The organism is Flavobacterium xueshanense (genome assembly GCF_900112975.1).
Classification (GTDB): Bacteria; Bacteroidota; Bacteroidia; order Flavobacteriales; family Flavobacteriaceae; genus Flavobacterium; species Flavobacterium xueshanense.
In genome coordinates, this window is record NZ_FONQ01000023.1 from 1 (window position 1) to 25,245 (window position 25,245).

Annotated in this window: 21 protein-coding genes; 13 read left to right on the forward strand and 8 right to left on the reverse strand. The window is 34.4% G+C overall.

From position 1 onward, the window contains the following. Nucleotides 1-276, forward strand: a 276-nt coding sequence (locus tag BMZ76_RS15040; protein WP_143071108.1) for an IS30 family transposase, incomplete at its 5' end; no start/stop codon positions are given. Between the two features lie 61 nt (nucleotides 277-337). On the opposite strand, the gene BMZ76_RS15045 is transcribed toward BMZ76_RS15040, so the two are convergent. After that, the gene (locus BMZ76_RS15045; RefSeq protein WP_091208910.1) at nucleotides 338-2,551 is read right to left on the reverse strand and encodes an FUSC family protein; all 2,214 of its coding nucleotides are present in this window, start codon (nucleotides 2,549-2,551) and stop codon (nucleotides 338-340) included. A gap of 194 nt (nucleotides 2,552-2,745) precedes the next feature. Here BMZ76_RS15045 and def point away from each other — a divergent pair, with 194 nt between their 5' ends. From def to BMZ76_RS15065, 4 genes are all read left to right on the forward strand, one after another. Next, nucleotides 2,746-3,333: a peptide deformylase gene (gene def, locus BMZ76_RS15050; RefSeq protein ID WP_091208914.1), complete on the forward strand. Its 588-nt coding sequence runs from the start codon at nucleotides 2,746-2,748 to the stop codon at nucleotides 3,331-3,333. An 85-nt stretch (nucleotides 3,334-3,418) separates the two neighbouring features. Further along, complete coding sequence (locus BMZ76_RS15055; RefSeq protein WP_091208917.1) at nucleotides 3,419-3,907, forward strand: DUF5606 family protein; 489 nt, start codon at nucleotides 3,419-3,421, stop codon at nucleotides 3,905-3,907. An 82-nt stretch (nucleotides 3,908-3,989) separates the two neighbouring features. Then, nucleotides 3,990-4,763: a nucleoside triphosphate pyrophosphohydrolase gene (gene mazG, locus BMZ76_RS15060; RefSeq protein ID WP_091208920.1), complete on the forward strand. Its 774-nt coding sequence runs from the start codon at nucleotides 3,990-3,992 to the stop codon at nucleotides 4,761-4,763. A 58-nt stretch (nucleotides 4,764-4,821) separates the two neighbouring features. Next, nucleotides 4,822-6,270 carry an APC family permease gene (locus BMZ76_RS15065; protein ID WP_091208923.1) on the forward strand — a complete coding sequence of 483 codons (1,449 nt, stop codon included), beginning with the start codon at nucleotides 4,822-4,824 and terminating at the stop codon, nucleotides 6,268-6,270. 11 nt (nucleotides 6,271-6,281) lie between these two features. Here BMZ76_RS15065 and BMZ76_RS15070 read toward each other — a convergent pair whose 3' ends face one another. Beyond that, complete coding sequence (locus tag BMZ76_RS15070) at nucleotides 6,282-6,962, reverse strand: Crp/Fnr family transcriptional regulator (RefSeq protein ID WP_091208927.1); 681 nt, start codon at nucleotides 6,960-6,962, stop codon at nucleotides 6,282-6,284. Nucleotides 6,963-7,072: 110 nt separating this feature from the next. Between BMZ76_RS15070 and BMZ76_RS15075 the strand changes: the two genes are divergently transcribed. The 8 genes from BMZ76_RS15075 (at nucleotide 7,073) to BMZ76_RS15110 (ending at nucleotide 15,913) form a co-directional block, all read left to right on the forward strand. Beyond that, a complete protein-coding gene (locus BMZ76_RS15075) occupies nucleotides 7,073-9,502 on the forward strand; it encodes a heavy metal translocating P-type ATPase (protein ID WP_091209019.1) in 2,430 nt (809 codons plus the stop codon). A 116-nt stretch (nucleotides 9,503-9,618) separates the two neighbouring features. Next, on the forward strand, nucleotides 9,619-9,810 hold the full coding sequence (gene ccoS / locus BMZ76_RS15080; RefSeq protein WP_091208931.1) for a cbb3-type cytochrome oxidase assembly protein CcoS: 192 nt from the start codon (nucleotides 9,619-9,621) through the stop codon (nucleotides 9,808-9,810). Nucleotides 9,811-9,859: 49 nt separating this feature from the next. Beyond that, nucleotides 9,860-12,049, forward strand: coding sequence for a cytochrome-c oxidase, cbb3-type subunit I (gene ccoN, locus BMZ76_RS15085; RefSeq protein ID WP_091208935.1), 2,190 nt, complete (start codon nucleotides 9,860-9,862; stop codon nucleotides 12,047-12,049). Between the two features lie 5 nt (nucleotides 12,050-12,054). Continuing rightward, complete coding sequence (locus tag BMZ76_RS15090; protein WP_091208938.1) at nucleotides 12,055-12,225, forward strand: cbb3-type cytochrome oxidase subunit 3; 171 nt, start codon at nucleotides 12,055-12,057, stop codon at nucleotides 12,223-12,225. A 27-nt stretch (nucleotides 12,226-12,252) separates the two neighbouring features. Beyond that, nucleotides 12,253-13,152 (forward strand): cbb3-type cytochrome c oxidase N-terminal domain-containing protein, encoded by a 900-nt coding sequence (locus BMZ76_RS15095; RefSeq protein ID WP_091208943.1) that lies wholly within the window; start codon nucleotides 12,253-12,255, stop codon nucleotides 13,150-13,152. Between the two features lie 76 nt (nucleotides 13,153-13,228). Beyond that, nucleotides 13,229-14,647, forward strand: a complete 1,419-nt coding sequence (gene ccoG / locus BMZ76_RS15100; protein ID WP_091208946.1) for a cytochrome c oxidase accessory protein CcoG — start codon at nucleotides 13,229-13,231, stop codon at nucleotides 14,645-14,647. Nucleotides 14,648-14,685: 38 nt separating this feature from the next. Further along, complete coding sequence (locus BMZ76_RS15105; protein WP_091208949.1) at nucleotides 14,686-15,138, forward strand: FixH family protein; 453 nt, start codon at nucleotides 14,686-14,688, stop codon at nucleotides 15,136-15,138. Nucleotides 15,139-15,211: 73 nt separating this feature from the next. Then, nucleotides 15,212-15,913 carry a sulfite exporter TauE/SafE family protein gene (locus BMZ76_RS15110; RefSeq protein ID WP_091208954.1) on the forward strand — a complete coding sequence of 234 codons (702 nt, stop codon included), beginning with the start codon at nucleotides 15,212-15,214 and terminating at the stop codon, nucleotides 15,911-15,913. A gap of 71 nt (nucleotides 15,914-15,984) precedes the next feature. Here BMZ76_RS15110 and hemN read toward each other — a convergent pair whose 3' ends face one another. From hemN to BMZ76_RS15140, 6 genes are all read right to left on the reverse strand, one after another. Further along, entirely contained in the window at nucleotides 15,985-17,349 is a 1,365-nt protein-coding gene (gene hemN / locus BMZ76_RS15115; protein WP_091208958.1) for an oxygen-independent coproporphyrinogen III oxidase, read from the reverse strand. A 141-nt stretch (nucleotides 17,350-17,490) separates the two neighbouring features. After that, entirely contained in the window at nucleotides 17,491-19,479 is a 1,989-nt protein-coding gene (locus BMZ76_RS15120; protein ID WP_091208960.1) for a DUF349 domain-containing protein, read from the reverse strand. A 325-nt stretch (nucleotides 19,480-19,804) separates the two neighbouring features. Continuing rightward, entirely contained in the window at nucleotides 19,805-20,554 is a 750-nt protein-coding gene (locus tag BMZ76_RS15125; protein WP_091208964.1) for a shikimate dehydrogenase family protein, read from the reverse strand. Continuing rightward, on the reverse strand, nucleotides 20,554-21,951 hold the full coding sequence (locus BMZ76_RS15130; RefSeq protein WP_091208968.1) for a tetratricopeptide repeat protein: 1,398 nt from the start codon (nucleotides 21,949-21,951) through the stop codon (nucleotides 20,554-20,556). Before BMZ76_RS15130 ends, BMZ76_RS15125 begins: the two co-directional genes overlap by 1 nt. Before the next feature lie 261 nt (nucleotides 21,952-22,212). Continuing rightward, complete coding sequence (locus BMZ76_RS15135) at nucleotides 22,213-23,400, reverse strand: aspartate aminotransferase family protein (RefSeq protein WP_091208971.1); 1,188 nt, start codon at nucleotides 23,398-23,400, stop codon at nucleotides 22,213-22,215. Between the two features lie 70 nt (nucleotides 23,401-23,470). Further along, complete coding sequence (locus BMZ76_RS15140) at nucleotides 23,471-25,105, reverse strand: OstA-like protein (protein ID WP_091208976.1); 1,635 nt, start codon at nucleotides 25,103-25,105, stop codon at nucleotides 23,471-23,473. Between the last annotated feature and the right edge of the window lie 140 nt (nucleotides 25,106-25,245).

Consider the following 25,245-nt stretch of genomic DNA (forward strand, 5'->3'; position numbering starts at 1 on the left):
GATAATGGCAAAGAATTTGCAATGCATCAAGATATAGCAACAGCACTAGAAATTGATTTTTATTTTGCGAATCCATATAGTCCTTGGGAACGAGGAGCTAACGAAAATCTAAATGGACTTATCAGACAGTATATACCTAAATCAACATCCTTTGAAGAGATATCCAATGAAAGAATTATAGAAATTCAAGAGAAGTTAAATAACCGTCCAAGAAAAAGATTTAATTTTGAAACACCAAATTATATGTTTAATCAAAAAGTTGCATTTATAACTTGAATCTAGCAATAAATAAAAGGCGCTGAATTTTAGATTGTATCTAATTTCAGCGCCTTTTTCTTTACGAATCTTTCAGTATTTTTATCGTTTTCAATATATTTTCTGATAAATTAGTCAACCAGATTAATTGTTCGATTACTAATTGCGCTTCCTGCATTTTCAGTTTAAACGCTTCCTCATCGATAGGAATTCTTTCTTTTAATTCTTTTTCCCGGATGTTCTTCAGCTCTGTAAATCGCATCGCTAAATCTTCTTGCGGAAGGTTTACTTTGAGTTCTAAATTGTTTTCTTTGAGGACTGCAATGGCATTATGCAAGTTTTTAATGGCAGTATCGACCACGACATTAAACGCTTCAGAGGCGGTCGTAGTTTTGTGCGATTGGATGTAAGTGCCTAAAGAAGCTAACGAGGACAATAAGGAATGGTTTAGAACGGTCAGTTTATATACTTGTGGCAATTGTTTTTGCTTTGATTTAGGTTCTTGAACCATTCTTTGAAACGAAGCCATAAGATTTCCAATTTCAATAAAAGCATTTTTCCGAGCCAAACGATATGAAGTAGAAATGTTTCCCTTTTTATTGTAAAAGATAGAAATCTCTTTTAAATAATCTTGGTTTGCCTTAATCGATTTTTCTAAGTAAACTGGGATATTTAAAAACTCCCAGGAAGGCCATAAAAAATGATTTGCCAAAAAAGCTAAAGCGGCGCCAACAACAGTATCAAGTATTCGATATTGAACTAAATCACCAATGTTAGGCGTCATTAATCCATAAATAAAAACAACATACATGGTGACAAAAATGGCACTTACTTTGTAATTTATTTGGGTGAAAGAAAATCCCAACAGTATACAAAGAATGGAAAGAATGCTGATAACAATGTTATCTTTTACAATGAAAAGAATTCCAAAAGCAATTAATCCGCCTATCACCGTACCAATTATTCGGTGAAAAGAACGTTCTTTTGTCAAACCATAACCAGGTCTCATGATTACAATTATGGTCAGTAAAATCCAATATACATTGTGGAACGGCAGAAATTTTCCAATAATAAATCCAAGCATTAATATTATGGTTAATCTCAAGGAATGTCTGAAAATAGTAGAGGAGAAACTCAGGTTTTGGGTCAGCGTGCTTAGCGGATAATATTGAGGCGTTAAGAATTTTTCTAAGTCCTTGTCGATTCCTTTCAAATCCTGAGAATTAAAATCAAGTGTAAAAGCACGTTCGACAATTTTTATTTTTTCTACTTGTTTTTCAGCATATTGGAGCATCGTTGTTAACATAAAAACCCCTTCAGACGCAGTATTTTTCCCCAAATCATTTTCATACTCTGCAATGCAAAGTTGTAAGGAATTTAAATCACTCAATAAAGTGTGTTTAGAAATGTATTTTATATGTTTTTTGACACTTTTGGATAATTGCTTCAAATTAGCCGCCAAATTGTAAGCTAAACGTTGATAGGTGAGCAAAACCCTAGGGTGATCATCGAATTTTTGATGTAATTTATCATGGTCGAATGCTGTGGATAAGGCCAGTTCAAGAATTTCTACCAAAGAAATAAAAACCAGCAGCATTTTGCGATTTTGATGAGAAGAACCTGAAGTCGTATGACTGCTGATCAACACTTCTCTTATGTTTTGGTGAATGGTATTGAGTTCAACCTGAAGATGCAATTGTTTTTCAATGATAGATTTTTTATTTGCATTCAAAGTCCATAAATCGCCTCGTAGTTTCAAATATTTTGAAGTAAGTTTAATGCATTCTGCAATTTGTAATTCGATATAACGATGCGGTCTGATGCCATGAAAAATCAGCGAAATTAACAGATAGAACAAGCCGCCGGAAAGTATTAATCCGGAATGTAGCACCATTGCCCAGCCGGAATTGATGCTTGCAAATGCTAATGAAACGGCAATGAGACCAGAAAAAGAAACCATAGTAGCTCGTTGACCATAAACTGAAAGCATCGATATTAGGAAAATTAATACCGCCAAAAAAGGATAGAAGATCCAAGAATAGGGGTACACAATATTAACAATCAAATTGATGCCTGCAACCAGAAAAGCCGTTACAAGAATACCGTTAATTTTATGTTTAAGACTGCTTGGAATATCGCTGGGATACGTAAAAAAAGCACCGAGAGCCATTGCAAAACCCATTTCAAATTTACCCAAAAACGAAAATATCACAACGGGAATGACTGCCGCTATAGTTACTTTTATAGCATTGGTAAAATAAGTGCTGTCGGTAAATTTTCGGATTTTGTAAATCATAGCATTGTATCGGCACAAAGGTAAGATTTGTATGAATTCTACAAACAATAAAAGCAGCTGATTTGTTTTAAATTGTAAATATTAGCTAATATTTAACGGCAGATTATTCATTGTCTATTTTTTTACTATTTTTGCAAACTGAATGAAAAGGAAACATATTCCAATTTCAGTGGACAATACTTAATACAACACGAATGATTTTACCAATTATAGGATATGGCGATCCAGTTTTAAGAAAAATAGGAGAAGTTCTTTCACCGGAAGATCCAAATTTAAAAGAAACGATTGTCAACATGTACGAGACAATGTATAATGCCTATGGTGTGGGACTTGCTGCGCCACAAGTAGGATTAGCACTTCGCTTATTTGTAATCGACACCACTCCTTTTAGCGATGATGAAGAATTAGAAGATGCGGAACAAAAAGAATTAAAAGGATTCAAAAAAACTTTTATCAATGCAAAAATGATAAAAGAAGAAGGTGAAGAGTGGAGTTTTAACGAAGGCTGTTTAAGTATTCCAGATGTTAGAGAGGATGTGTATAGAAATCCAACCATAACAATTGAATATTGCGAAGAGGATTTTGTAATGAAAACGGAAGTTTTTGACGGATTGATTGCCAGAGTAATCCAACATGAATACGATCATATTGAAGGAATTTTATTTACCGATAAAATATCTTCATTAAAAAAGCGATTGATTCAAAAGAAACTTAAAAACATTTTGGAAGGAAAAACATTTCAAGATTATCGAATGAAATTTTTTGCCAAAAAGGGAAGGTAAAACAAATTTACAGCTTCGCTTGGTATGGTTTTTGGTTTTAAATAAAAAAAAATAAGTCAAATTCTTAATAATAATTACACAAAACATGAATTTAGAAAAAATTTTAGCCATTTCGGGGAAACCGGGTTTATACGTATTGAAAGTGCAAACAAGAACTGGCTTTGTAGCGGAATCATTGGCAGACGGAAAAAAAATCACAGTAAACTTAAAAAGCAATGTGAGTTTATTGTCTGAAATTTCAATTTATACGTATGAAGGTGAAAAGCCATTGGCTGAAATCATGCGAAAAATTGCGGTCAAAGAAAATAAAGGCGCGGCAATATCCCATAAAGAAGACAACGCTAAATTAACAGCTTATTTTAAAGAAATTTTACCGGATTATGATGAAGAAAGAGTGTATCCTTCAGATATCAAAAAAGTGTTAAACTGGTACAATATGCTTCAGGCAAAAGGATTAGTGACTGACGAAGCACCAGCTGTTGCTGTTGAAGAAGAGGTTGCTGTTGTTGGAGAGGAAATTCCAGTTGTGGAAGATGTTAAAGCTCCTGCCAAAAATGCAAAAACTCAAAAATAGTAATTTTACTTTAAAATAATATTTAATCCTGTTCAGCTATTTTCTGAGCAGGATTTTTTATTTTTACCAAAAACCATTTCTGATGAATTCAAGACAAAAACAATTGCAAGCTTTTGAAAAATTACTAGACATTATGGATGATTTGCGTGAAAAATGTCCTTGGGACAAAAAGCAAACTATGCAAACGCTGCGTCATCTGACCATTGAAGAAACCTACGAATTAGGTGATTCTATTTTAGACAATGATTTAAATGAAGTCAAAAAAGAATTAGGGGATTTGTTATTCCACATTGTTTTTTATGCCAAAATAGGAAGTGAGACGAACGATTTTGACATGGCCGATGTGTGCAACGAAATTAGTGAAAAACTAATTCATCGTCATCCGCATATTTATAGCGATGTGGTGGTGAAAGATGAGGAAGAAGTGAAACAAAACTGGGAAATACTGAAACTTAAAGAAGGCAGAAAGTCGGTTCTCGAAGGTGTTCCTAAAAATTTACCAGCTTTAGTTAAAGCGAGCCGAATACAGGAGAAAGTAAAAGGTGTGGGTTTTGATTGGGAAGAATCACATCAGGTGTGGGATAAAGTTCAAGAAGAATTAGAGGAGTTACAAGTTGAAGTTGAAGCGGGTGATCAGGATAAAATTGAGGCCGAATTTGGCGATGTTTTATTTTCGATGATCAATTACGCCCGATTTCTGAATGTAAATCCTGAAGATGCTTTGGAACGTACCAATAAAAAATTCATCAAACGATTCCAATATTTAGAAAGTAAAGCGGGTGAATTAGGAAAACCATTAATGGACATGACACTTGCTGAAATGGATGTTTTTTGGGAAGAAGCGAAGAAGTTGTAGTAATATTTAGTTCCGATACTTCGGGATTAGTGTCCAGTTTTAAATAAGTAAATCACCAATGTCAGAAAATAAAACCGAGTTAAAACGTTCTTTAGGATTAATAGATGCCACGAGTTTAGTCGCCGGTTCCATGATAGGATCCGGAATTTTCATTGTTACATCAGCCATGGCGAGAGATATTGGTTCAGCTGCCTGGTTATTGGTAATTTGGTTAGTAACGGGATTAATCACTGTTGCCGCGGCATTGAGTTATGGAGAATTAGCAGGAATGATGCCCAACGCGGGCGGTCAATTCGTTTATATACAACGCGCTTACGGAAGATTAGTTTCTTTCCTTTACGGTTGGACTGTTTTTACGGTGATTCAAACCGGAGTTATTGCTGCCATTGCCGTTACTTTTGCTAATTATGCCGCTATCTTCTTTCCTGTTTTAGATCAAACTCTTTTTACGGTTGGTACTGGATTTGTTTTTTCATACCAAAAAGTGTTGGCTATTTTTAGTATAATTCTGCTTACTTACATTAATACTAAAGGTGTCGAAAGTGGAAAAACAGTTCAGTTGATTTTTACTTCGGCTAAATTAATTGCCCTTTTTGCGCTGATTATTTTAGGATTGTATGTTGGTTTACAAACGGATGTTTTGTCTAATAATTTTGCAAACATGTGGGAAGCCAGTAAAACAGTGGTTAATCCTGACGGAACAATTACGGTGACAAAATTAGCAGGAATGGCTATTTTGGGTGCTGCTGGTGCAACTATTATTAACTCGTTATTTTCTAGTGATGCATGGAATAATGTGACGTTCATTGCAGGTGAAATTAAAGAGCCTAAAAAGAATATTCCTCGAAGTTTGTTTCTTGGAACTCTAATTGTTACCGTTATTTATGTTTTGGCAAATCTGGCTTATTTGGCTTTGTTGCCAATGCAAGGAAATCCAAATGCTGCTGATAGTTTGAGTAACGGAATCATGTTTGCCAGTAATGACAGAGTAGGAGCGGCCGCGGCAAGTATGATTATGGGGAATGTAGGCGTTTTTGTGATGGCTGGATTAATTATGGTTTCCACTTTTGGTTGCAACAGCGGTTTGATTCTTTCGGGAGGAAGATTATTTTTTGCAATGGCAAAAGACGGATTGTTTTTTAAACAAGCGACTGAATTAAATAAAAATCAGGTTCCGGCCAAAGCATTATGGGTACAATGTATTTGGGCTTGTGTACTTTGTATTTCGGGAAAATTTGGAGATTTGTTGACCTATGCTACTTTTGCATCATTGTTGTTTTATATCCTTACAATTCTGGGAGTTTTTATCCTTAGAAAAAAAGAACCCAATACCGAGAGGCCGTATAAAGCGTTTGGGTATCCTGTTGTGCCAGCCATTTATATTGTAGTTACATCAGCTATTTGTCTCACTTTACTAATTTATGATACATTCAATACAGGATTGGGATTGTGTATTGTGGCGCTGGGAATTCCGGTGTATTATTTTGTGATGAATAAGAAAGAGTGATCTAAATTGAATTAATCCGCTAGTTTTTTTAAGGCATTAATGTCTTTCAAAACAATTTTTTTACCATTCAATTCAATCAATCCTAATTTATTAAAATCTGATAATAAACGGATGCAGCTTTCCGTGGCAGTACCAATCATACTGGCTAGTTCATCTCTGGAAAGTTGCACTTTTAAAGAGTTATCTTCATTTTTTCCAAAAGTATCATTTAGATAAAGAAGCGTTTCTGCTAATCTTTCTTTTACAGTTTTCTGTGCTAAATTAACCATATGGTCATCGGCATCTTTTAGATCCCCACAAATAGTTTTCATAACATTCATAGAAAACTGATTGTTCTTGTCAAAATATCCCATCACTTCTGATTTTGGAATAAAACAAACCTGCATGTCTTCAAGCGCTACAGCACTTAGATTTACGGGTTCATCACTAATCATGGAACGTTGGCCTAGTAATTCTCCTTTTGTAACCAATTTTACAATGTGATCTTTACCATTTGCACTGAGTTTAGTCAGTTTGCAGATACCATCTTTTATACAATAAATACCATTCACATTCTCACCTTCTTCAAATATAACCTCCCCTTTTTTAATAATATGGGATGTTTTACAGTCAGAAAGTTTTACCAGTTCATCTTTAGTAAGTGCTTTTAAAGAGCTAAATTCTCTTACGATACATTGTTCGCATTTACTCATAATTGTTGGGGGTTTATTGGAAGTACAAAAGTAACTCTTTAATATGACAAATATCATATTTTTAACTCATTCAATTGATGACCTTTGTTCTAGGTAAAATGAGCAAAGTTATGGACACACAAAACTGTTTCCATTGTGGTTTAGATATTATAAAAGAAGAAGAAATTATTTTTGATGCGAGAAATTTTTGTTGTAATGGTTGTAAAACCGTGTACGAAATTTTTAGTCTCAATGATTTGACCTGCTATTATGATTTTGAAAAATCCCCTGGAGCAACCCCGCAAGACATTAATGGTAAATATGATTTTTTAGACAATGAAAGTATTGTATCCAAACTTTTGGAATTTCAAGAAAATTCAACCGCAATTATTTCACTTAACATTCCTCATATTCATTGTAGCTCGTGTATTTGGATTTTGGAAAATCTACAGCGTCTTCAAAAAGGAATAAGTACTTCGCAGGTGAACTTTCCTGAAAAAAGAGTCCGAATCACTTTTAATCCGGAAGTAGTTTCTATTAAAACGATTGTTTATTTGTTGAGTTCTATTGGTTACGAACCCTACATTAGTCTGGAAAACTATGAAACGGGAAGTAATAATGTAGATAGAAGTTTAACGTATAAACTTGGCGTTGCTTTCTTTTGTTTTGGAAATATCATGTTGCTTTCGTTTCCGGAATATTTTGAGGTGAAAGAATATTGGCTGGATCAATACCGTGGATTTTTCCGTTGGTTGATTTTTGTTTTAGCTTTGCCGAGTTTCTTTTATTCGGCTAGTGGTTATTATGTTTCGGCCTATAAAAGTATCAAATCCAAAATGCTCAACATCGATATTCCTATTGCTTTAGGAATTATTGTGATGTTTGTGCGAAGTACGTTTGATATTTTAATGGATTACGGATCTGGTTTTTTTGACAGCTTAACCGGATTGATTTTCTTTATGCTTTTAGGGAAAATGTTCCAAATCAAAACCTATAGTTTTTTAAGTTTCGAAAGAGATTTTAAATCTTATTTTCCAATAGCAATTACCAAAATTAATACTGATGCCTCCGAAGAAAGCGTAGCGATCTACGAAGTTGAAAAAGGCGACAGACTGCTCATTAGAAATCAAGAGCTTATTCCGGTTGATGGAATTTTAATTTCGGAAAAAGCAGAAATCGATTATAGTTTTGTTACTGGAGAAGCAATTCCCATTACAAAACAATCCGGGGATAAGGTATTTGCAGGCGGAAAACAAATAGGGAAAGTGATCGAAATGGAAGTCTTACATTCTGTTTCCCAAAGTTACTTGACGCAATTATGGAGTAATGATGTATTCCAAAAAAACGTGGAGCAAAAACACAAAACGATTACTGATAGCATCAGTCGTTATTTCACGCCTATTTTATTACTAATTGCTTTTGCAGGGTTTGGCTATTGGATTTTTATTGATGCCAATATCGCTTTCAATGTGTTTACTGCAGTTCTTATTGTTGCTTGTCCTTGTGCTTTGGCATTGACGGCTCCATTCACTTTTGGGAATGTATTACGAATTTTAGGAAAACAGAAATTCTATCTCAAAAATGCTTTGGTTATTGAACAATTGGCGAAAGTAGATACGATTGTTTTTGATAAAACGGGAACGATTACCACCAATAAAAAATCGAATATATCCTATGAAGGAACTTTTCTTTCCGATGAAAATTTGTTGCTAATAAAAAACGTATTACGAGCTTCAAATCATCCGTTGAGCCGCATGCTGTATGATTATTTGCCGATTCCAATTTTACAAAGTAAATCAGTAAATGACTCCAAAAAGTTGAAAGTGGATGCTTTTGAAGAAATCACCGGTAAAGGAATTTTAGCTCAGATTTTTGGTCACCAAATTCAAATTGGTTCCGAAGAATTTTGTACTCCGCCATTATCGGTTTCGTCGCTCTCGCCTTTGGAGAGGGTTGGCGAGAAGACATCGGTTCACATTAAGTTAAATGATGTTTATTACGGGAAATTTGTTTTTAACAATCAATACAGAGAAGGATTGGAAGCGCTTTTTAAGAACTTAAGCACTAATTATCAAATCATGGTTCTGTCGGGTGACAATGAAGGCGAACGTACTACTCTTGAACAACTTTTGCCGAAAGGCACAAAATTGATTTTCAATCAGAAACCGGAACAAAAGCTCGAATTCATTAAAAATTTGCAGGAAAAAGGCAAAAATGTAATGATGGTTGGTGATGGATTAAATGATGCCGGAGCTTTGGCGCAAAGCAATGTTGGAATTTCGATTTCTGAAAATGTGAATGTTTTTTCGCCAGCTTGTGACGCTATTTTGGATGCTGGCGAATTTCAAAAACTGAATTATTTCTTGAAATTATCTAAAAATTCCATTACCACAATCAAAATGAGTTTTGCATTATCGTTATTATACAACGTAGTGGGATTATCATTTGCCATTACCGGAAATCTATTGCCTTTAGTAGCGGCTATTATAATGCCGTTGAGCACGATAACAATAGTGAGTTTTGTAACGGTGATGAGCAGTTACTATGCAAATAAAAAGTAAAAAAAAATAAAAATTTTCTGATTTTTTTCACATATATTTAACAAATAAAATAAGTATGATAAATGTCATATTTTACTAGAAAACGTCAAAGTAACTTTGTTAACACAAATTAAGGTATGAGTGTCATTTATTTATTAATCTCCATCAGTATAATTGTTGCCATTGGTTTTTTTATTGCTTTTATAACAGCAGTAAAGACAGGCCAGTACGATGACGATTATACGCCATCGGTCAGAATGCTATTTGACGATGAGTTAGTACAGCCGAAAGTTGAAAATCCAAAAATCGAAAGTCAGGAGACTTTATGATATTCAACACAAATTTTTTAAATTTTTCAATCATTTAATTTTTTTATTTATGGAAATGCAGCAGTTTTATTACGATAACAATATTGTAAAGAAATTCATTTACGCCACTATTCTTTTCGGTGTGGTAGGAATGTTAGTTGGACTCACATTAGCTTTTATGTTTCTTTTCCCAAATATGACCGATGGAATTTCATGGTTAAGTTACGGTAGATTGAGACCTTTGCACACTAATGCCGTTATTTTTGCTTTTGTGGGTAATGCTTTTTTTGCGGGAATGTATTATTCCTTGCAAAGATTACTGAAAGCGAGAATGTTTAGTGATTTTTTAAGTAATGTTCATTTTTGGGGTTGGCAATTAATTATCGTTGCTGCAGCCATCACTTTGCCTTTAGGATTTAGTTCTTCAAAAGAATATGCCGAATTAGAATGGCCAATCGACATTGCAATTACTTTAATTTGGGTTGTAATGGGTATCAATATGATTGGAACCATGATAAAACGAAGAGAGCGACATTTATACGTTGCGATTTGGTTTTATTTGGCAACATTTGTTACTGTAGCAGTTTTACATATTTTTAATAATTTAGAATTACCAGTTTCAGCATTCAAAAGTTATTCTGTTTATGCAGGAGTTCAAGATGCTTTGGTTCAATGGTGGTACGGTCATAATGCGGTGGCATTTTTCTTGACTACCCCGTTCTTAGGATTGATGTATTATTTTGTTCCAAAAGCAGCTAACCGTCCGGTTTATTCTTACAGATTGTCAATTGTTCACTTTTGGTCGTTAATTTTTATTTATATCTGGGCAGGTCCACACCATTTATTATACTCAGCGTTGCCTAACTGGGCACAGAATTTAGGTGTTGCTTTTTCTATAATGTTGCTAGCACCATCTTGGGGTGGTATGATAAACGGACTTTTAACTCTAAGAGGGGTTTGGGATAAAGTACGTGTAGATCCTGTTTTGAAATTCTTTGTAGTAGCGATTACGGGTTACGGAATGGCCACTTTTGAAGGGCCAATGTTGTCGCTGAAAAATGTAAATGCTATTGCTCATTATACGGACTGGATTATTGCTCACGTTCACGTAGGTGCATTAGCTTGGAATGGATTTATGGCTTTCGGTATGATTTATTGGTTGATTCCAAGAATGACCAAAAGTAATTTATACTCACTAAAATTGGCTAATTTTCACTTTTGGATTGGTACTTTAGGGATTATATTATATACAATTCCAATGTATGTAGCTGGTTTTTTACAAGCTTCTATGTGGAAACAGTTTAACCCAGACGGAACTTTAACATATGGTAACTTCCTTGAAACAGTAACTCAAATCATGCCAATGTATTGGATGAGAGCTATTGGTGGAACTCTTTATTTGATTGGAATGCTAACTTTAGTTTATAACATTGTTCAAACTTTAAGAGCAGGTTCTACTATTGAAGATGAATTAGCCGAAGCTCCTGCTTTAGTAAGAATTAGTTCTGGAAGAGTAAAAGGAGAAAAATTTCACCCTTGGTTAGAAAGAAAACCTATTCAATTGACAATATTAGCAACTGTAGCAATTTTAATTGGAGGCGTTATTCAAATTGTACCAACGATAATGGTTAAATCTAATATTCCAACAATTGCAAGCGTAAAACCATACTCTCCATTAGAATTAGAAGGACGTGATTTATACATTCGTGAAGGTTGTGTAGGTTGTCACTCGCAGTCTGTTCGTCCTTTCCGTAGTGAGGTAGAACGTTATGGACCACAATCGAAAGCGGGTGAGTTTGTATATGATCATCCATTCCTTTGGGGATCAAAACGTACTGGTCCGGATTTATTAAGAGTTGGTGCAAAATACAATGACAATTGGCATTTTAACCACTTCTGGAGTCCACAAAGTATATCTGCAGGATCAATTATGCCAGGTTATAAATGGTTGTTTGATAATAAACCAATGGATATTTCTTTGACTCAAAAGAAAATGCAGGCAATGGTTACACTTGGTGTTCCATATACAGATGCTCAAGTTGCAAGTGGTTTAGATGATTTAAGAAAACAAGCTATTGCAATTGAAGAAAGCTTGAAAAATGATCCTGATTTTGTGAAAAGCTACGATGAAAGCAAGAAAAAAGCGGAAGCCAGAGGAGAAAAATTTGTTCCAATGAACGAAAGAGAAATTGTAGCTATGATTGCTTATATGCAAAGACTTGGGACAGATATAAAAGTTAAAAATACTGCTAAAAATTAAAAGTTATGTTTGAACAAGTAAAACACAATTTAGAAACAATTGATGGTGTGACGATATATCCCATCTTATCTTTATTAATTTTCTTTGTCTTTTTCGTAGGGCTTGGTTTATGGGTATTCTCCTATAAGAAAGAAAAAATCGATGAGTTAAGTCACATTCCATTGAGAGATAATTAAATAGTATAATTTTTTAAAATTTAGAAAATGAAAAAATTAATTCCAGCATATGTTAGGGTTCCCGTTATTTTCTTTGCCGTGTTTATGGCAATGGAATATTTCATAGACTCAGGGGACAGTCCCGCTTTTATAAAATTTCCTATGGTTTCTGTATTTTTATTTGTATTTCTTTTCCTTTTGATAGCGATAGAAATTACGATGAGTGCAGTGGATAATATAATGTATCAGTTGTTAACTGAAGAACAAAAAAGTAAACTAAATGAAGTGAATGATTTGGGTTTTAAGGATAGCGAGTGGTATCAAAAAATAATGAAAAGATTAACTAAAACTGAACCTTTAGAAAGTGAAGGCCAGCTATTATTGGATCATGATTATGACGGAATCAAAGAGCTTGACAATAATTTGCCACCATGGTGGGTCTATTTGTTTTATGCGTCAATTGTTTTTGGTATTGTTTATATGGTTCGATTTGAAGTATTAGGAGCTGACAATCAGGAGATGGAACTTAAAAAAGAAGTTGCTCAGGCCAAAATTGATATTGCAGAATACATGAAAACTGCACCGGACATGATGGATGAAAAAACGGTAACTTTGTTGACAGATCCTGCCGATTTAGCAGCAGGTAAAGAAATTTACACAACCAATTGTGCAGCTTGTCACAGAGCAGATGCAGGAGGACAAATTGGACCAAACCTAACCGATGATAAATGGATTTTGGGTGGCGGAATAAAAAATGTATTTCATACTTTGGTGAATGGGGGGCGTGACGGGAAAGGAATGATTTCTTGGAAAGGAACATTGAAACCTAAAGAAATGCAGAAAGTAGCCAGCTACATTCTTTCTTTAAAAGGAAGTAATCCACCAGATGCAAAAGCTGCGGAAGGGGAAGTTTGGGTAGAAGAAAATGTTACTGTTGCGGTTAAATAACAATTACAAACACAGGTTTTTATTTAGCTTAAGAATTTTAATGATTATTTTGAACTTGTGTTTTAAATAAAAAAAAATGTCAAAATTACCGGACGAAGCTTTTAGAGATACCATTGGGACAATTGATGAAGAAGGAAACAGAAAATTTATTTTTCCCAAAAAACCTTCAGGAAAGTTTTATGATTACAGGAAATGGGTAAGTTATTTTTTACTTATTGTACTTGTTGCCAATCCATTTATAAAGATAAATGGCAATCAGTTCATGATGTTTAACATATTAGAGAGGCGATTCAATATCTTCGGATTTCCTTTTTGGCCGCAGGATATTTATCTTTTTGTTCTTATTATTATTGTTGGAGTTGTTTTCGTCATACTTTTTACAGTGATCTTTGGTCGAATATTTTGTGGTTGGATTTGTCCACAAACCATTTTTTTAGAAATGGTTTTCCGCAGGATTGAATATTGGATTGAAGGCGATCGTGGTGCTCAAATCCGCTTAGAAAAACAAAAGTGGAATGCTGAAAAAATTAGAAAGAAAGGAATAAAGTGGACTATTTTCCTTATCATCTCTTTTTTTATTGCCAATGTATTTCTTGCGTATCTTATCAGTAGTGACAAGTTACTTCTAATGATTGAAGAAGGGCCTGAAAATCATGTCAGTACTCTAGTTTCTTTATTGATTTTTACTGGGGTTTTTTATTTTATTTTTGCTTGGTTTAGAGAACAAGTTTGTATCATTGCTTGTCCTTACGGCAGATTGCAAGGTGTTTTATTAGATGATAAATCGATAAATGTAGCTTACGATTTTGTTCGTGGCGAAAAAGAAGTGGGTAGGGCCAAATTTAATAAACAGGAAGATAGAGTTGCATCTGGGAAAGGCGATTGTATTGATTGCAAACAATGCGTAAATGTTTGTCCAACCGGAATTGACATTCGTAACGGAACGCAAATGGAATGTGTTAATTGCACGGCCTGCATCGATGAATGTGATACCATTATGGATGGTATCGGATTGCCAAAAGGACTAATTCGCTATGCTTCTGAAGATGAAATTGAGAAAAATATCAAGTTCAAATTTACACCAAGAATGAAAGGTTATTCAGCCGTGTTATTCATTTTGACGGGTATTTTGATTGGATTATTATTTTTACGTTCGGATGTAGAGGCCATTATTTTGAGACTTCCAGGTCAGCTATTCGAACACAAAGGAGAAAATATAAGTAACATTTATACTTTTAAAATCATCAATAAAACCAACAATGATTTTGATGATATTCATTTTAAATTGGTAAATGTCAAAGGAACTTTAAAAATGGTCGGGAAACAAGATATGAAAATACCAAAACAAGGAATGAATGGTGGTACACTTTTTATTGAAATTAACCAAATTTTATTGGATAGTGACAAAACAAAACTGAAAATTGAGGTTTATAACGGGAATGAAAAAATTGAAACAACAACTACTAACTTTTTGAGTCCGCGAAGTTTTGATTAAAAGGATCCAATTAGGGTTCAAACTATAAATATTATATCATGAAAATTAACTGGGGAACAGGAATTGTAATCGCTTTTGGTTTGTTTATAACTTTCATTTTGTATTTTGTTTTTACTGTACAATCCGATTCAAAATATGATAATGAGTTAGTTGTAGAAGAATATTACAAGCATGATGCGCATTTTGGTGATGAAATGGTTCGAGTGCAAAACGTCGCAGATTTGGTTCAAAAGCCCACAATAGTTAATGTTTCAAACGGAATTGAAATAACATTCCCAAAAGTTTTTGATGCAAAAAACATCAAAGGTAAAGTGTCCCTTTACAGACCGTCTAACAAAAAATTAGATTTTGAAATTCCCATTTCACTGTCTGATGCTACTACTTTGCTCATACCTAAAAAAAGTTTGGCAGGCGGTCGATGGGACATTAATATGGAATGGCAATACGAAAGAAAATCGTATTTGTCCAAAGCAACAATTTATATCAATTAGTCTCAAAGTCAAGAGTTATAAAGGTCAACAATTGGCTTTAAGACTTTTGACTTTATGACATTAGACTACAAAAATGCTGTACACTGCCTTTATTTTCGGTTTAATAAGTAGTTTTCACTGTATTGGAATGTGCGGTCCTATTGCTATGATGTTGCCCGTAGACAGAACAAATCAGACCAAAAAAGCAACCCAAATTATCACGTATCATTTAGGAAGATTAACGGCTTACGCAACAATAGGCTTTGTCTTCGGACTTCTAGGAAAGGGGTTTTTCATGGCCGGTTTACAACAAAACTTATCTATATTCATTGGTGTAGCAATGATTATCGTAGTTTTGACTCCGGAGAAATTTTTTGCCAAATATAATTTTTCAAAACCTGTTTTTAAATTAATTTCTAAAATCAAAACTGCTTTAGGAAGTCAGTTTAGGAACAAAAGTTATAAATCCCTATTCACTATTGGTTTACTGAACGGTTTTTTGCCTTGTGGAATGGTTTATGTCGCCTTGTTTGGCGCCATTGCTATGCAAAGTGAAAGTCTTGGTGTTTTGTATATGATTTTATTCGGATTGGGAACCGTTCCTATGATGAGTAGCGTTGTATATATCAATTCATACCTCACAATTCCTATTCGAAATAAAATCCAGAAGGTGATTCCTTATGTGGCGGTATGCATTGGTTGCTTATTTATCTTGAGAGGATTGGGATTGGGAATTCCTTATATTTCACCATCTAATATGAGTTTATTTATTCAAGCTGATCCAAACTGTCACTAATTTTCTACTAATTAAGTATAAAAAAGCACGCCAATCAGCGTGCTTTTTTATATTGTAAAATTTCCAAAACGTTAGATTGTCATTGAAAACAATGCGGTTTCCGGTGCTTTTCTTTTCAAACGTAAATCGAATGCCATGCAAATATTTCGAACGTAAGGTTTCCCTTTTTCTGTAACTTCAATGGAATTGTCTTTAATAATTAGTAATCCATCATTTTCCATTTCTTTCAACTGTAGTATAACGTCTGGAATTTCGTTGAAATAACTCTCCTTATTTTCCCACGAAGTTTCAAATTGGCACATTAAATTCAGAATGTGTTTTCGGATGATAAGGTCTTCATCAGTTAATAAATGTCCTCTGAAAACCGGCAATTTATTCCATTCTAATATTTGATAAAAGTCTTCCAAATTTTTTACATTCTGTGCAAAACTGTACCAACTGTCACTGATTGAAGAAACTCCCAAACCAATCATCAATTGTGTTTTTGAAGAACTGTAGCCCATGAAATTACGATGTAATGTTCCATTTTGAAAAGCCTCATATAAACTGTCTGTTTTCAACGCAAAATGATCCATTCCTATTTCATGATATCCGTTTTCATATAGTAATTTTTTACCGGTTTCATAAAGCATTCTTTTTTTATCATCTTTTGGAATATCCTCATCGTTAAAACCGCGTTGTCCATTGCCTTTAATCCAAGGAACGTGCGCATAACTATAAAATGCCAATCGGTCGGGCTGTAATGATTTTGTTTTTTCAATAGTATCAATAACATCTTCAATTTCCTGAAATGGCAAGCCAAAAATAATATCATGTCCAATGGAAGTATACCCAATTTCTCTGGCCCAAAACGTAACTTTTGCCACATTATGAAAAGGCTGCAAACGGTGAATTGCTTTTTGTACTTTGTCAGAATAATCCTGAACGCCAAAACTTACTCTCCTAAAACCTAAATCGTAGAGCTTTTGCAAATGTTCGTGCGTTGTGTTATTAGGATGACCTTCAAAACTAAACTCATGATCTTTGGCTTTTTTGGCATGAACAAAAATACCATTTATTAAGTCCTCTAAATTTTTAGTGGAAAAAAATGTGGGAGTTCCACCACCTAAATGAATCTCTTTGATTGTTGGTTTTTCTCCGAGAATTTTACAATATAATCTCCATTCTTTTAAAACTGCTTCTATGTATGGATTCTCAACGCTATGATTTTTGGTAATCCGCTTGTTACATCCACAAAAAGTACATAAGCTTTCGCAAAAAGGCAAATGGATATACAAACTAATGCCTTCTGAAGAATTACTTTTTATAAATGATTTCTTTAACGTTTCGGCCCAAATTTCATCTGAAAAATCAGTTTCATCCCAGTAAGGAACCGTTGGATAACTGGTATATCTGGGACCGGGAACATTGTATTTTTGAATTAAAGAATTTTTCATGGCAAAATCATTTATCGTTGTTCAAAAGTAAAACGACTGCTTATATATTAAAATGATAATTATCATATCAATAGCATTTTGCAAAAAAAAAACCTCGAACTATTGTAGATCGAGGTTTGTGATTTCTACTAATATTGAAAATTATTCTATTTTCAAATTTCGTAATTGTTTTAGTTTTTCTTTCCAAACATCAAGAGTTTCTTTATGGATAGCAATGTTTTTACGAACTTCTAACACGATTGAATTTTCTTTTTTTGCATTTCTGGTATTGGTAAAAAACTGAATGTTGTTTTCCAATTGGAAAATTTCATTTTGTACTTCATCAATTTTACGCATGATAAAAATCTTTTCGCTGTCCAATTTTCGCGAATCGTGACTTTCTGATAATTGATCCATTCTGTTAGCAAAACGGATCATGTCTGTATCTTTTTTACTTAAACTCAATTTTTCAAAAAGAGCATCCAGAATTTTATTGAATTTTCCTTCGATATGTCGTCTTGGGAAAGGTACTTTTCCAAAACCTTTCCAGGTTTCGATATGCAACTTAATCGCATCTAAATCCGTTTTGTGATCTCCAGTCAATTGGAATTCTCGTAACGTTTCTAAATACGCTTTTTTATTGTCAAACGCTTCTACTTCTTCACCGTTTTCCTCATTTTTTTGCTCTTTTAATTTGTCAAAATAATGATTGCAGGCATTTTTAAATTCCTGCCAGATTTTGTCAGAATGTTTTCTCGGTACATGACCAATCTGTTTCCATTCTTCTTGAATTTGTTTCATTATGGGTGTTGCTGCTGCAAAATCAGTGCTTTCCTGTAATTCTTTAGCTTTAGCAACCAGAGCTGCTTTCATGCTTAAATTGTCGTTTTGATCTTTTTTAATGTCTTTATAGAAAGAGTTTTTAAAAGAATTAAAATTTCTCACCGCAGTTTTAAAACTAGCCCAAGTTTCTTCATTCACTTCCGAAGGTACTTTTCCGGCAGAGAAGAAAGCAGTTCGTAACGCTTCTACTTTTTCTATTTGAGCCATCCATTGTGCGTGAGCATTGACTTTCTCCGTAGCCAAAACCTCAATTTTAGCAATGATTTCTTTTTTCTTCTCTAAATTCTCAAGTTCTGTTCCTCTCTGATTTTCAAACAAAACTTCCCTTTTGTCATGCATTTGCTTAGTCAAATCGCTGAATTTATTCCAAATATCATCACGATGTTCTCTGGAAACGGGACCAATATCTTCTTTCCAAATTCTATGTAAGTCTTGCAATTCGCGAAACGCCTTATTGATGTCAGCTTCCTTCACCAATTCTTCAACACGTGATACAATTTTTTGTTTTTGCTCTAAATTATGTTTGAAATCTAAGTCTCTCGCTTCTCTGTCTAAGTGCAGATAATCGTAGAAGTTTTCTACATGAAAATGGAAGTTATTCCAAACGTGATTGTATTTATCTTTCGGGATTGATCCTGCATTTTTCCATCGTTCCCTTAAATCATTAAAATGTTTTAAAGTGTCTTTGATGTTTGCCTGAGGATTAATCAGTTCCTTTAACTCTTCAACAATCGCCAAACGGTTTTCTAAATTTGTTTTTAAATTCGTTTGTAAGCTTTTGAAATGATTATTTTTAGTATCTCTAAAGTGAGAGTAATATTTATCAAAATTGGTTTTCAGTGGAGAATGATATTGAAATTCTTCGTTAGGGTCTTGATTTTCTGTTAGAAACTCCTCTTTTTTCTCTTCAAGAAGATGGTTGTATTTCGCTAAAAATGCTTTTTTGATTTCCTCAATATGATCCTTGAACGACATTGCTTTTTCATTTGAAATTAAAGCTTTCAGTTCCTCCACAAGATCTTCAAGAGACAATGCATCATAATCCTTCATTGGAATATCATGGCGTTCTTTCAACGTTTCATCCTCACTTTCTTCAGCATTGGTTTCTGCAATCGCATCAATAGCCGTTTGATTTTTCGTTTCGGAAACCGTTTCTTCCAAAGAAGGCGTCACCACATTATCTTCCGCGGGAAAATCGCTGGGTTCATTTGATTCCAAAACTTTCGCAGCAGCATTGGTACCATCAACCGAGTTGTTTTCAACATTTCCATCTGCTTCAAGCAGGTTATCGTTCTTTTCTTCTAACATTTTTTCAATGTGTAAGGTTCGTAATTAGATTTAACACGAAAGATACTAAAGCAGTATGAAAGTACAAAATAAAACCCCTTATTTATTGATATTTTAGGATACAAAAGTTTTTTTCTTGGAGCAATTTCCTGCTATCCGCTGTATCTTTTTTGTTCGCCAAAAAGGCTCTCAAAATAGGATGCCGCTACCTTCAGGGCTAGGATTGTAGCGGTTTAATTGTGAATTTTTCTCCGAATTTAATTTTTATTAATGCAAAACACCACTTAAAAAAAAGTTGTGTTTTGTATTTACACAAGTACAGGTAAGATAGAGGACTGTAATTTTCCTATTTATTCCAAATCTTCCAAGCTTTCTCTGCTTGAAAAATGAGCATATCCAAACCATTTTTGATTTGTGCACCTTGATCTTTGGCTTTTTTAAGGAATTGTGTTTCAGCAGGATTGTAAATTAAATCATAAGCAATGTGCTTTTCCGTGAAAAATTCATACGGAAGTAAGGGGAACGCATCTACGTTAGGGCTTGTTCCTACCGGCGTGGCATTTATTATGATTTGGTAATTATCAAATGTTGTGGCATTGATTCGGTCATAATCAATTCCATTTTCTTTAGCTTCTCGCGAAACGAAAGTGTAGGTAATATCTAATTCATCCAGAGCAAAAGCAACTCCTTTTGAAGCGCCGCCTGTGCCTAAAATCAACGCTTTTTTATGGTGCGGTTGCAGTAACGGTTCTAATGATTTTTTGAAACCATAATAATCCGTATTATAGCCTTTCAACTTCCCTTTTTTGGTGATTTTAATGGTATTTACCGCGCCAATCAATTCTGCTTTTTTAGACAATTTATCCAAAAACGGAATTACTGTTTCTTTGTAAGGAATAGTTACATTTAATCCTTTTAAATCCGAAATATTTTTAATTACCTCGGGAAAAGCAGTTATTTCTGGAATATCAAAATTTTCATAAGTGCAACCTACAAAGTTTTCGTTATTAAATTTGTCGGTGAAATATTTTTTAGAAAATGAATAACTGATGTTTCGCCCTAATAATCCAAATCGTTTTATAACTGTGTCAACCATTATTGTTTTTTATGTTTTGCAATATAATTTTGCACTGTTTTTTTTGTCCAAACAACAGGGAATAAGTCTTCCAATAGAATGTAGTTGTCAAAATTCAATCGTAAGGCATTGCTCAAATGGAATTTTGCTTTTGTATTATCCGTCAGCATAAAATACAATCCTGCCAAGCGGTATTCTACTTCATTCTCTTCGGGAAAATACTCTGAGGCTTGTAATAACGTTTGAATGGCACTTTCGAATTCTCCTAAAAATTGCAGAATATCGACCCAAAACAACCAAGTTTCCAATCCGGTTTCGCCAAATTCAACTGCTTTTCTGAATCCAAATTCAGCTTCCTCATAGAAGTTCATTTGCTTGTTGATACTAGCATAACGTTTCCAATATAAGCGATTTTGGTTGTCTATTGCTAATGCCTTATTGACAAAAAACAACGCTTTTTGATAGTTTTTTAGACGAACGTAAAAGTCGGTGATGGCAATCCAGCCTTTATCTAAAAGCGGATCTTCATGCACGGTTTGATTAAAATACTTTAAGGCTAAAGCTTTATTGCCTAATTTTTCATGACATTTTCCCATTCGCAATAGTGCATAGGAGGTCGCATCATCTAATTCAATGGTTCTGCTGTAACTTTCAATGGCTTCGGCATATTTTTTTAATCGTTCGTAGGCTTTTGCTTTTTCCATAAAAGCACCAAGGAATTCATCATCGATTAAAGTGGCATAATCAAAGGCGCGAATGGCACTTTCATATTCTTTTACGCCGTAATGCAAACGACCCAGTTGATGCCAGGCAATTTCACTGTATGGATTTTTGTCGATGTATTTTTGTAAATAACTAATCGCGTCTTGGTTTTGATCTAAAAACTCAAAACAATACACCACGTTGTACAGTGCGGATTGATCTTCTAAATCTTCTTCTAAACACTTGATAAAGCTTTCTTTTGCCATTTCAAGGTTATCCATAAAAAGATATTCCATGCCTATTAAATTATAGACATCAGCATAATCATCAGTGTGTTTTAACGCTATTTTTAATAGTTCAACTGCCTTTTCGTGTTGGTCTCTTTTGGAGCAGATGTTGGCTTTTTGAATGTAGATTTCTTCATTAGTTGGTTCAATGGCATATAGTTCATTCAATAGCTTTTCGGCTAATTCGAGTTTGTCGTCATAAACTAACATTTCCACTTGAACTAGTTTTAGTCCCGTAGATTTTGGATGTTGTTCCAATGCTAGTTTTAGTGCTTTTTTTGCCAACGCGGCCTTACCCATATCGAGGTAATGAAGAATAATTTCTTCAAATTCTTCGGAATCAAAAAAGAGTATTTTGTTGGTTTTCAACATGGACTCAAATTTCGACAGGGATAAGTTATAGTCTTCTTCTTCGTTGCTTAATTGCATACTGTGTGTTTTTAATTTGGCCTAAATAAATTTAGGTAATCGTGCTTGTACTGTGAGGGAAAGTTAGAATTGTTGTGAACAATTTAATTAACAAAAAAAGCTTTGGTTTAAACGGATGCCATAGCCCTGATAAGAGTGGAAATCCTTTTACTTTTTTCTTTAAAAAGTAAAAGATTATAACGGATAGCAGGAAATAGCTCCAAATTTTTTTAATTGTTTTGAATAACTATTTCTACTTCTGCAATCAAAAATCGTTAATCATCATTTTTCAATCATCATTTCATCCATTACTTCCAGTATGATGCTGCAACCTTCTCGTATTTCTTCTTCAGAAATGGTAAGCGGAGGTGTTATTCTTATGGCGCATGTTTCAAAAAGCAACCAGAATAAAATGAGTCCTTTGTCTTGGCATTTAAGAATCACTTCGTTAGTTATGTCGGCACTTTTGGTCATTACGGCAAGCATCAATCCTTTTCCTCTAATTGCTTGTATCAAAGGATGTACCAAAAGTGATCGGAATAACTTTTCTTTCTCCATGGCTTCGGCCATCAGGTTGGTTTCAGTTATTTCCTGCAAAGTAGCCAAACATGCTGACGCAATGACAGGATGACCTCCAAAAGTAGTGATATGACCCAGTTTTGGATCATGACTCAACAGTTCCATCATGGCAGATGAAGCTGTAAAAGCGCCCACAGGCATACCGCCGCCCATTCCTTTTCCCATTACTACAATATCAGGAACGACATCGTAATTTTGAAATCCGAAAAGTTTTCCGGTTCTCCCGAAACCCGGTTGAATTTCGTCAAGAATCATCATTGCACCTACTTCGGTACAACGTTGGCGTACTTTTTTAAGAAAATCATTATGCGGCTGAATAAATCCAGCGCCACCTTGAATGGTTTCCAAAATTATTCCTGCAGTTTTATTGGTTATTTTTTGTAAATCGTCTTCATTATTGAACGTAATAAAATCAACATCAGGAATCAACGGACGAAAGATTTGTTTGCGTTCTTCAAATCCCATAACGCTCATAGATCCCATGGTATTTCCGTGATAGGCGTTATGACAAGAAATTAATTGGCTTCTTCCGGTAGTTCTTCTGGCGAGTTTTAAGGCGCCTTCGATGGCCTCTGTTCCTGAATTTACCAAATAGGTTTTGTCTAAAGGAGCGGGCAGGAGTGAGGCTAGCAATTTGCAATATTCTACAGCCGGGCTTTGCGAATATTCGCCATAGACCATGACGTGAGAATATTTGTCTAACTGATCTTTTATAGCTTGATTGACTCTTGGGTGTTGGTGTCCCAATGCACAAGCCGAAACTCCAGCCACAAAATCCAAGTATTTTTTAGAATTGGTATCATATATGTAAGAACCTACAGCATGTGAAACTTCCATTCCCAATGGATAAGGTGAAGTTTGCGCTTGGTATTTTAGGAAATCTGAATTCACGGTTATTTGTTTAATCGTTTACTTGTTTATTCGAGAGAACTGTAATCTGAAAACTGTGATTGACCACTGGTTACTTTACCTTCCCTTTCTTCTTATCGTAATTCAGGGTTTCTTTCCGAATTTTCATAGGAATATCCTCTTTTGCTTCAGCTGATTTGGTTGCTTTTGCGATTTTATCATTGTCTTCATTTTCTTCGGGAGGAAAAATATCGTCCTTTGATTTTATGCGTTCATTGCCACGCCAGGCTAATCCACGTAATTTTCGTGCGTTTTCAGGCAGGTCTTTTTCCGGGAAAATATCACCATCCACTTGCTGAAAAAAGGTAATGGTTTCAATTTCATTTTTTTCTAAAATAAGATTGATTTTACTACTCTTATTTTTATTGATACCAATGAGTTCTTGGGCTTCGTTCCGCATGTAATAGATGACTTCGGCATTTTTCACAATATCCACATCGTGGAGTTTTCCTTCCTCAAATTTGCCGTAGAGATTTTGTCCCTTAACTTGATTGTAACCGGTTCCTATGGTATCTTTGGAGACTATAAACGTGTTTTCGAGTACTTTGAGTGAATCTAATTTCTGAGTAGTATTATTGCCAATGAGATGCATAACATCACCTGTGATTTGGCTTTCAGCGTTCCAAAGTATCGGATTTCCAATCATTTTTGTCAACGCTGTTTTGGAACTGGAATGAATGGAATCACATTTACCACTCATATCTGTTTTAAAAAATCGGACATTGTTGAACGCTCGAATGATCCGATTTCCTTCTTTTCCGGTAACCATTAATTTTTTTCCGTGGATGTATACTGAGTCATTTTCGACAAAATTCACGGCAACAGCTCTTTTGGTCACGTACATCGAATCCAGTTTTTTATACACTTCGGCATAATGACCTTTTACGATTCCGCGATTGATGGAATCCGTTATTTTTACATTTCGTGTTGCTGAGGCAAATTCCCGGTTTCGGTCATAATATAAACTATCTCCCTTAATAACCCGATCATCATATTTGATGTAAGATTTATTCAGGAAATGTGCCAGGTTTTTTTTGGTATCATAAAACCCTTTTTCGGTATAAATATAATTGGCTTTACTGGTGATTGTTGAAGGTCCAAAAAGGTACGAATGCCCGGAATTACTGAAATAATCCAAGTGATTTGATTTAATTACATAAGTTGGATTTGTGATGGTAACCGCAGTCAGGAATTGGAATTTTTTTTGATTAACATAATATCTTCCTGAATTGCTCTTTAACGTATTGTCTTTATTGGTAATTGTTCCTGGCGTATCGTAAAATACTTCTTGTGTGTTTCGGTCAAAATTAATAATTTCTGTTACCAAAGTCGCATCTGGAGAACTCATCACGGCATCTCCCGAAGCATACGCTTTTTTCACATTCCCATTGTATTCTGCATATTTACTGTTTAAAAATAAAGTATCACCTTGCACCATTTGTACATTTCCAAAAGCCTTGATGTAATTTTCCTTTTGGAAATAATACGCTTTATTACATGTCATTACTACGCCATCGTGATTGACACGTACATTTCCGATAAGTAATAATGCATCCGGTATTTCAACCTGATTTACATCGGCAAAATCGGAGTTTTCTACAATAATTTTTTTTGGGGCTTGCGCCAAAGCCAAATTAGTAACAAGCACTAGGGAACAATAACTAAGGAAAAATAGCGATTTCTTCAATGAATTTAATTTTTGTCAAATTTATGAAAAAGGAAACAATCCTTATCCATATTAAGATTTATTTATAATTAGTCAAAACGGTAGTTGAAGCTATCATTTTTGCTTTTGAAAGTTATCAACAAATGCTGTAACTCCTTCGT